The sequence below is a fragment of the Mesorhizobium sp. M7A.F.Ca.MR.148.00.0.0 genome (assembly GCF_003997735.1).
GTDB lineage: Bacteria > Pseudomonadota > Alphaproteobacteria > Rhizobiales > Rhizobiaceae > Mesorhizobium.
On record NZ_RZTB01000008.1, the window covers coordinates 23289 to 29611 of the forward strand.

Genomic DNA, 6323 nt, shown 5'->3' on the forward strand with positions numbered 1-6323 from the left:
TCCGGTCCGCAAACCATAGAGCGGATCGCGGCTGAGCGGGTTAAAAGGCTGAACTATCGCCAGATGTAGTAAATACGGCCCTCAGACCGCCGAACCATAAAGGTCATAGGCGTCGGCGCGGTCGATCTTGACGGTGACGATATCGCCCTGGCGCAAAGGGCGGCGCGACTGGATATGCACCGAGCCATCGATCTCGGGCGCGTCGTATTTGGTGCGGCCCTTTGCCGACGTGCCATGCGCCTCGTCGATCAGCACCGGCAGGCGCTTGCCGACCTTCTTGGCCAGCTGCGTTGCCGAAATCTTCTGCTGGCGCTGCATGAAACGGTGCCAGCGCGCCTCCTTGATCTCTTGGGGAACCTGTTCGAGACCGAGATCGTTGGAGCGGGCGCCGCGGACCGGCTCGTATTTGAAGCAGCCGGCGCGATCGATCTTGGCCTCGTCGAGCCAGTCGAGCAGCATCTCGAAATCGTCGTCCGTCTCGCCGGGGAAGCCGACGATGAAGGTGGAGCGAATGGCCAGATCCGGGCAGACCTCACGCCAGCCGCGAATGCGCTCGAGCGTCTTTTCGCCGTGTGCCGGCCGGCGCATGTTCTTCAATACCTGCGGCGAAGCGTGCTGGAAGGGGATATCCAGGTAAGGGAGGATCTTGCCCTCTGCCATCAGCGGGATGACGTCGGCGACATGCGGGTAGGGGTAGACATAGTGCATGCGCACCCAGATGCCGAGCTTGCCCAGTTCCTCGGACAGATCGAGGAATTTTGCGCGCACCTCACGGTCGCCGAACATCGACGTCTGATACTTGATGTCGATGCCGTAGGCGCTGGTGTCCTGTGAGATCACCAGAAGTTCCTTGACCCCAGCCTTGGCCAGTTTCTCGGCCTCGCGCAGCACATCGGCCGCCGGCCGCGAGACGAGGTCGCCACGCAGTGCCGGAATGATGCAAAAGGTACAGCGGTTGTTGCAGCCTTCGGAAATTTTCAGATAGGCGTAGTGGCGCGGCGTCAGCTTGACACCCTGCGGCGGCAAAAGGTCGACATAAGGGTCGTGCGAAGGCGGCGCGGCCTCATGCACGGCAGCCATCACGCTCTCATAGGCCTGCGGCCCGGTGATCGCCAGCACATTGGGGTGCTTTTCGCGAATGACGTCCGGCTCGGCGCCCAGGCAACCGGTGACGATCACCCGGCCGTTTTCCGAAAGCGCGGAGCCGATGGCGTTGAGCGACTCGTCGCGAGCGGAATCGAGAAAGCCGCAAGTGTTGACGACGACAAGGTCGGCGCCGTCATGCTTGCGGGCGATTTCGTAACCTTCGGCGCGCAGGCGCGTGATGATGCGCTCCGAATCCACAAGGGCCTTCGGGCATCCAAGACTGACAAAACTCACGCGTGGAGCGGACATAGAGCGTTTCCGGGCTTTTCAGGATTGCCGGCGCAGTACCACACTTATTGCGGCATTGGTATGGGCACGCCCGCGATGCGGCAAAACGCACGGCGGTCTTGCTTCCACGGCGTGAAGATGCCGATGTCCGCCAGCCTCAGCCGACCGCACCGTTTACATGCGGCCAAACCTCCACCGCGCCACGATAGATCATGTCCACAGCCACATAGAAAATGATCAGCAGGCCGACATAGGCAATCCAGCGGTGGCGATGCAGCAGCTTGGCAATGAAAGTCGCGGCCAGCCCCATCAGGGCGATCGACAGCACCAAGCCGATGATCAGCACCGGAAAATGGTCACGCGCCGCTCCAGCCACCGCCAGCACGTTGTCGAGCGACATCGACACATCGGCGACGACAATCTGCAAGGCAGCCTGGCCAAGGGTCTTGCGCTTCGTCTTGCCGGCGACCGCCTGGTCGTTGTTGAGGTCCGAATTCGACAGTGCCTCGGTCGCTTCCAATTCATCGGCATGCGACGTACGCAACTCGCGATACATCTTCCAGCAGACCCACAGCAGCAGGATGCCGCCGGCGAGCAGCAGGCCGACGATCGCCAGCAGCTTGACGGTAATTGCGGCAAACCCGATGCGCAGCACCGTTGCCGCCACCACGCCGAGAAGAATCGCCTTCTTGCGTTGTTCGGCAGGCAGGCCGGCCGCGGCGAGGCCGATGACGATCGCATTGTCGCCAGCCAGCACGAGGTCGATGGCGATGACCTGGAGCAGGGCGGTCAGACTGGCAGCGCTGAAAAAAATGTCCATCGACAGGAAGCCCTTGCTGATTTTGCCGAGTGTTCGTCGATTATCCAGAGGCCCTAACTTGGTGGTCCCCTGGCGTCAAGGGATCACGCGTGGCTGCATCACCGAAGCAGCGTTGCGTCAAACCGGATCAGGCTTTGCGGCACTCGCCGACAGCCGGGCAAAACCACGGCCGATCGCAAATCAATCGTAGAGATTGTACTTTGCCCAGTCGGCTTCTGGAATCTCGTCCCCGATCCGGTAGCGGAGCTGCAGAACTTCCATATGGTCCGGCGCGGTCTGGCACTTGAATTTCAGCCGGTACCACTGCCCCTTGCTGCGAAACGCAGCACCCGGGCTCTTGATTGCATCGGCACCCATCTCGGGCGTGGCGAAGGCGTAGGCGACGACGCGATCGGCTTTGAACTTGCGATCGTCATGGGTGATGCGGTCGAGCACTTCGGCGTCGCAACGCTGTTCAAGACGGGTTTGGGGATCGAGTTTCATCAGACCGGCGCGCAATGCATTGTCCATTGCGCTGGCTGGAAAACTCAGTGTCACTGACGCCAAGGCGGTCATGCAGAGCTTCTTCATGGGCGGGACAAGCAACATATTTTGTCGGAGAAATCAACCGAGCGAACCGCCTCGGACGCCGCGGGAATCTTCAATCATATGGCCGGTGCGTTCAAAATTGCGTGTCGGGATTCGTCGTGCGATGCCTGCGGCCAACGGACCAAAGACGCACGGCCGGCATCGGTGAGATCGTAAAGGCCGCGGTCGACGCGCGCGAACCAGCCATAGACATTGTGCTGCAGGATTTTCGGCGCGATCGGCGTCACCGCCTTCAGATCTCGCGGCCGCCTGGGTCCGTCCGCCATGGCGGCAGCGCAGGCGAGGGCGCTTTGACGATAGGCCGTCATGATCGGATTGCGCGATCCTCCTCCGGCAACCGGATCGCCGCGACGGCGCTGGTGCTCGTCGACCAGACGAGAGCGCCGGCGGGCATTCTTGCGCGGCGCCGGCGCGATCGGGCTGAGAAGCACCTCGACCCGGTCCGTCGCGGTCACACCGAGCAGGCCGAAGCCAAGACGGCGGCAGAGATTGCGGAACCTGGCGTCGCTTTCGCGGCCCTTGCCGCGGGCCGACATGCGCGCGGCCAGCCACACCTCGTCGCAGGCCGCCGCGCGATCGACACCTTGCAGCACCAGTTCGAGATTGAACTGCAGCTTCAACTCGCAGATGACGACAACCGGCGGCTCCCCCTCGCGCAACGCAACGACATCGCAGCCGCCGATCTCGCCTTTGACGACGTAGTCGAGGCTTTCGAGGAACCGCTTCACCGGCGCATAGAGAGACGTCTCATTCATGCCTTGAAGGTTAGCCGATTCGACGCGAAAAGCCTTCCCGTGGTTCGGCGTTTCACGGCCCGAAAGCGGATCGGGGTGGATACCGCACCGTCGGGCCATCTGTCAGGCTTCGGTGTTCGGCACTGCCCGGTTCGGCAGCTTCCTGCGGCGCAGGAGCGGATAGCCGATCTGACCGAAATAGGTGGAAGGGATCGGATCGTCGACGCCGTACTTTTCCGGCACCTTGTCGCCGGTGGGATTGTAGGTGCCGAACAGCATGTCGAGGAAAGGCAACTGCCCGGCGAAGTTCTTGTCATAGGCTTCGCGCTGGTTGGCATGGTGCCAGCGATGGAACTGCGGGCTGGCGATCAGCCACTTCAAAGGGCCGAACGGAATCCGCACGTTTGAATGCACAAGCAGCGTGTGTCCAAGGTAGATGGTCGAAAAGACGGCGATCGAGGCTTCCGAGAAGCCGAGGAAAAAGATCGGCGTCAGCGATATCGCCTTTGTGACGATGGCGTCGACGGGGTGATTGTGGAAGGCCCCGAGCCAGTCGAGTTCCTCAATGCCGTGGTGAACGGCATGGAACTTCCAAAGCGCGGGGATTTTGTGGAAGGCCCGATGTGTCCAGTAGACGCCGATATCGGTAATCACGATGATTTCGGCAACCTGCAGCCAGACGGGCTGGCCGCTGACGGCCTGCGTTATCGCCGGCGGGACAAGGAGCGCAGCGGCACCGAGCGCGCCTGCCGCCATCATGACGATGGCCAGCTTTATGATGAAGCCGTTGAACAGCAGATAGATCAGATCGACAGCGAAGCCCTTGCGGAAAATCTTCTGCGGCCGCTCGGCAAACAGATGTTCGAACGGAATGAAGATCAGCGCGCAGATCAACAGTGCCTTGATGCCAAAGATATCCATCGATTCGCCTCTGCGCGTCGTCTGCGCCTCCGAGAGGAACCACATCTCCCTTTCCAAAGGCTAAAGGCTCTGTACGGGCGCTGACGCACGGAATGTGCAAGCAATGTCGCCGAACGCAACGGCTCGGAGCAATGGGACCGTCGAACGCGGTTCTTTGACACGGCTCGAACCGTTCGTGTCCTAGCCGTCAAGACCCCAAAGATCCGGGTTGCGTTTGAAATACTCAATCAGCATCTCGGTGAGGACGCGCACTTTCCGCGTAGGATGCTGCCCCGGCGGGCGTACGACATATACAGCTCCCGGAGGTACCGGATAGCGTGTCATGATCGGGACCAGCGCGCCGGAGGCCACATATTCATGTGTAATGCAATCGGGAAGCCAGGCGATGCCGAGACCCGCCGCCGCCGCCGCGGCAAGCGCCGTGGCGCTGTCGGCCTTGAATCTTCCCTGCGGCTGGACCGTAACAATCTTGCCGCCATCCATGAACTGCCAGGCTTCCGTTCCCTGCATGAGGGCCTGATGGGTGACGAGTTCGTCCGGAGTCTCGGGTGACGCGTGCGCTTTGATGTAGTCCGGGCTCGCGACAAGCTTTCCATGGATAGGCCCGACGCGCTTCGCGATCAGGTTGGAGTCCTGAAGGTAGGCGCCCCGGATCGCGCAATCGAAACCCTCTGCGATGAGATCGACGAAGCGATCGCTATAAGAAGTATGGATGTGAAGCTTCGGGTGCAGACGCGCCATTTCCGCGAGCACGGGAGCAAAATGGGTCGCGCCGAAAGTAAGCGGCATGGCAACCCTCAGGCGGCCGCGTAGCTCACCGGTGGGGAAGATCGCTTCCCTGGCCGTATCAATCTCGGCGCTGGCTCGGGCCGCATGATCTCTGAAAGTAATTCCCGCCTCCGTGAGCGCGGCGCCGCGGGTCGTTCGTGCAAGAAGCTGGACGCCAAGCTCCGCCTCAACCCGAAAGAGCCGCCGACTGACGATCGACTTGGAGACGCCGAGTCGGCGGGCGGCGGCCGATACGCCCCCGGCATCGGCCACTACGACGAATGTCTGCAGATCTTCGATGTCCAATCGGCGTTCCTCGTTTCGCGACACAGCTTGCCTGAATATGGCACTATCGCATCATTAAAAGGAACAGCAAATTGCGTTTCGGCAACGTCGCCCGCTGGCGCATGTCTCCCGAAAACCCATGCCGTCCAGACGGCAGAGAAAGGAAGTCTTGATGACCCCTCGTAACGGCCTTGCTTCGCTTCTTCGTCCCGCAGATTCGGTCCTCGTCCTGATCGACCACCAGCCCTATCAGCTGGCCAATCTGAACAGCCACGACCCACACATGGTGGTCAACAACACGACCGCGCTGGCGAAGCTAGCAAAAGCCTTCGGTGTTCCGACCATTCTCACCAGCGTGATTGCGGCGCGCGGAGGACTTCTCTTCAAGCAGATCACCGACGTATTTCCGGACCAGGAAGTCATCGATCGCACCTGGGTGAACACCTGGCAGGACGAGAATGTGGTGAACGTCGTCAAGGCGACCGGCCGCAAGCAGCTGATCATCGCCGGCCTGTGGACCGAGGTCTGCGTCGCAATGCCTGTGATCCAGGCCGCCGGCGAAGGCTGGGACGTGACCGTGATCACCGACGCGTCGGGCGGGATTTCGAAGGAGTCTCACGAAGTTGCCATCCAGCGAATGATCGCGGCCGGCGCGAACGTGATGACCGTGATGGCGCTCACTGGCGAATGGCAACGCGATTGGGCGCGCACCGAGCATGTCGAGGAGCTGACCGAGATTCTCATTCAGCACTTCGGCGGCAGCGGCATCGCGTACCTCTGGGAACAGCAGCTGCTCAACACGCCGGTGCCGCCGAAGTGCTGAATGAGAATCT

Annotated in this window: 7 protein-coding genes; 1 reads left to right on the plus strand and 6 read right to left on the minus strand. The window is 61.4% G+C overall.

Features of this window, described 5'->3' with window-relative positions; genetic code table 11:
• Positions 1-81: 81 nt before the first annotated feature.
• From rimO to EOB49_RS04910, 6 genes are all read right to left on the minus strand, one after another.
• Positions 82-1395 (minus strand): 30S ribosomal protein S12 methylthiotransferase RimO, encoded by a 1314-nt coding sequence (gene rimO / locus EOB49_RS04885; RefSeq protein WP_127380321.1) that lies wholly within the window; start codon positions 1393-1395, stop codon positions 82-84.
• Between the two features lie 136 nt (positions 1396-1531).
• Positions 1532-2194, minus strand: a complete 663-nt coding sequence (locus EOB49_RS04890) for a TerC family protein (RefSeq protein WP_127271063.1) — start codon at positions 2192-2194, stop codon at positions 1532-1534.
• A gap of 180 nt (positions 2195-2374) precedes the next feature.
• The gene (locus tag EOB49_RS04895; RefSeq protein WP_032909322.1) at positions 2375-2782 is read right to left on the minus strand and encodes a DUF930 domain-containing protein; all 408 of its coding nucleotides are present in this window, start codon (positions 2780-2782) and stop codon (positions 2375-2377) included.
• Positions 2783-2838: 56 nt separating this feature from the next.
• Positions 2839-3537 carry a DUF2161 family putative PD-(D/E)XK-type phosphodiesterase gene (locus EOB49_RS04900; protein ID WP_127380322.1) on the minus strand — a complete coding sequence of 233 codons (699 nt, stop codon included), beginning with the start codon at positions 3535-3537 and terminating at the stop codon, positions 2839-2841.
• Between the two features lie 102 nt (positions 3538-3639).
• Entirely contained in the window at positions 3640-4437 is a 798-nt protein-coding gene (locus EOB49_RS04905; RefSeq protein ID WP_127380380.1) for a sterol desaturase family protein, read from the minus strand.
• A 180-nt stretch (positions 4438-4617) separates the two neighbouring features.
• The gene (locus EOB49_RS04910) at positions 4618-5511 is read right to left on the minus strand and encodes a LysR family transcriptional regulator (RefSeq protein ID WP_127380323.1); all 894 of its coding nucleotides are present in this window, start codon (positions 5509-5511) and stop codon (positions 4618-4620) included.
• Between the two features lie 151 nt (positions 5512-5662).
• Here EOB49_RS04910 and EOB49_RS04915 point away from each other — a divergent pair, with 151 nt between their 5' ends.
• Positions 5663-6313, plus strand: coding sequence for a hydrolase (locus EOB49_RS04915; protein ID WP_127380324.1), 651 nt, complete (start codon positions 5663-5665; stop codon positions 6311-6313).
• The last annotated feature ends 10 nt before the right edge of the window (positions 6314-6323 follow it).

What these genes read in the sequence shown, in the direction of transcription:
- EOB49_RS04915 (WP_127380324.1), top strand. Translation starts at nt 5,663, where the DNA reads ATGACCCCTCGTAACGGCCTTGCTTCGCTTCTTCGTCCCGCAGATTCG.
- rimO (WP_127380321.1), bottom strand. Translation starts at nt 1,395, where the DNA reads ATGTCCGCTCCACGCGTGAGTTTTGTCAGTCTTGGATGCCCGAAGGCC.
- EOB49_RS04905 (WP_127380380.1), bottom strand. Translation starts at nt 4,437, where the DNA reads ATGGATATCTTTGGCATCAAGGCACTGTTGATCTGCGCGCTGATCTTC.
- EOB49_RS04890 (WP_127271063.1), bottom strand. Translation starts at nt 2,194, where the DNA reads ATGGACATTTTTTTCAGCGCTGCCAGTCTGACCGCCCTGCTCCAGGTC.
- EOB49_RS04895 (WP_032909322.1), bottom strand. Translation starts at nt 2,782, where the DNA reads ATGTTGCTTGTCCCGCCCATGAAGAAGCTCTGCATGACCGCCTTGGCG.
- EOB49_RS04900 (WP_127380322.1), bottom strand. Translation starts at nt 3,537, where the DNA reads ATGAATGAGACGTCTCTCTATGCGCCGGTGAAGCGGTTCCTCGAAAGC.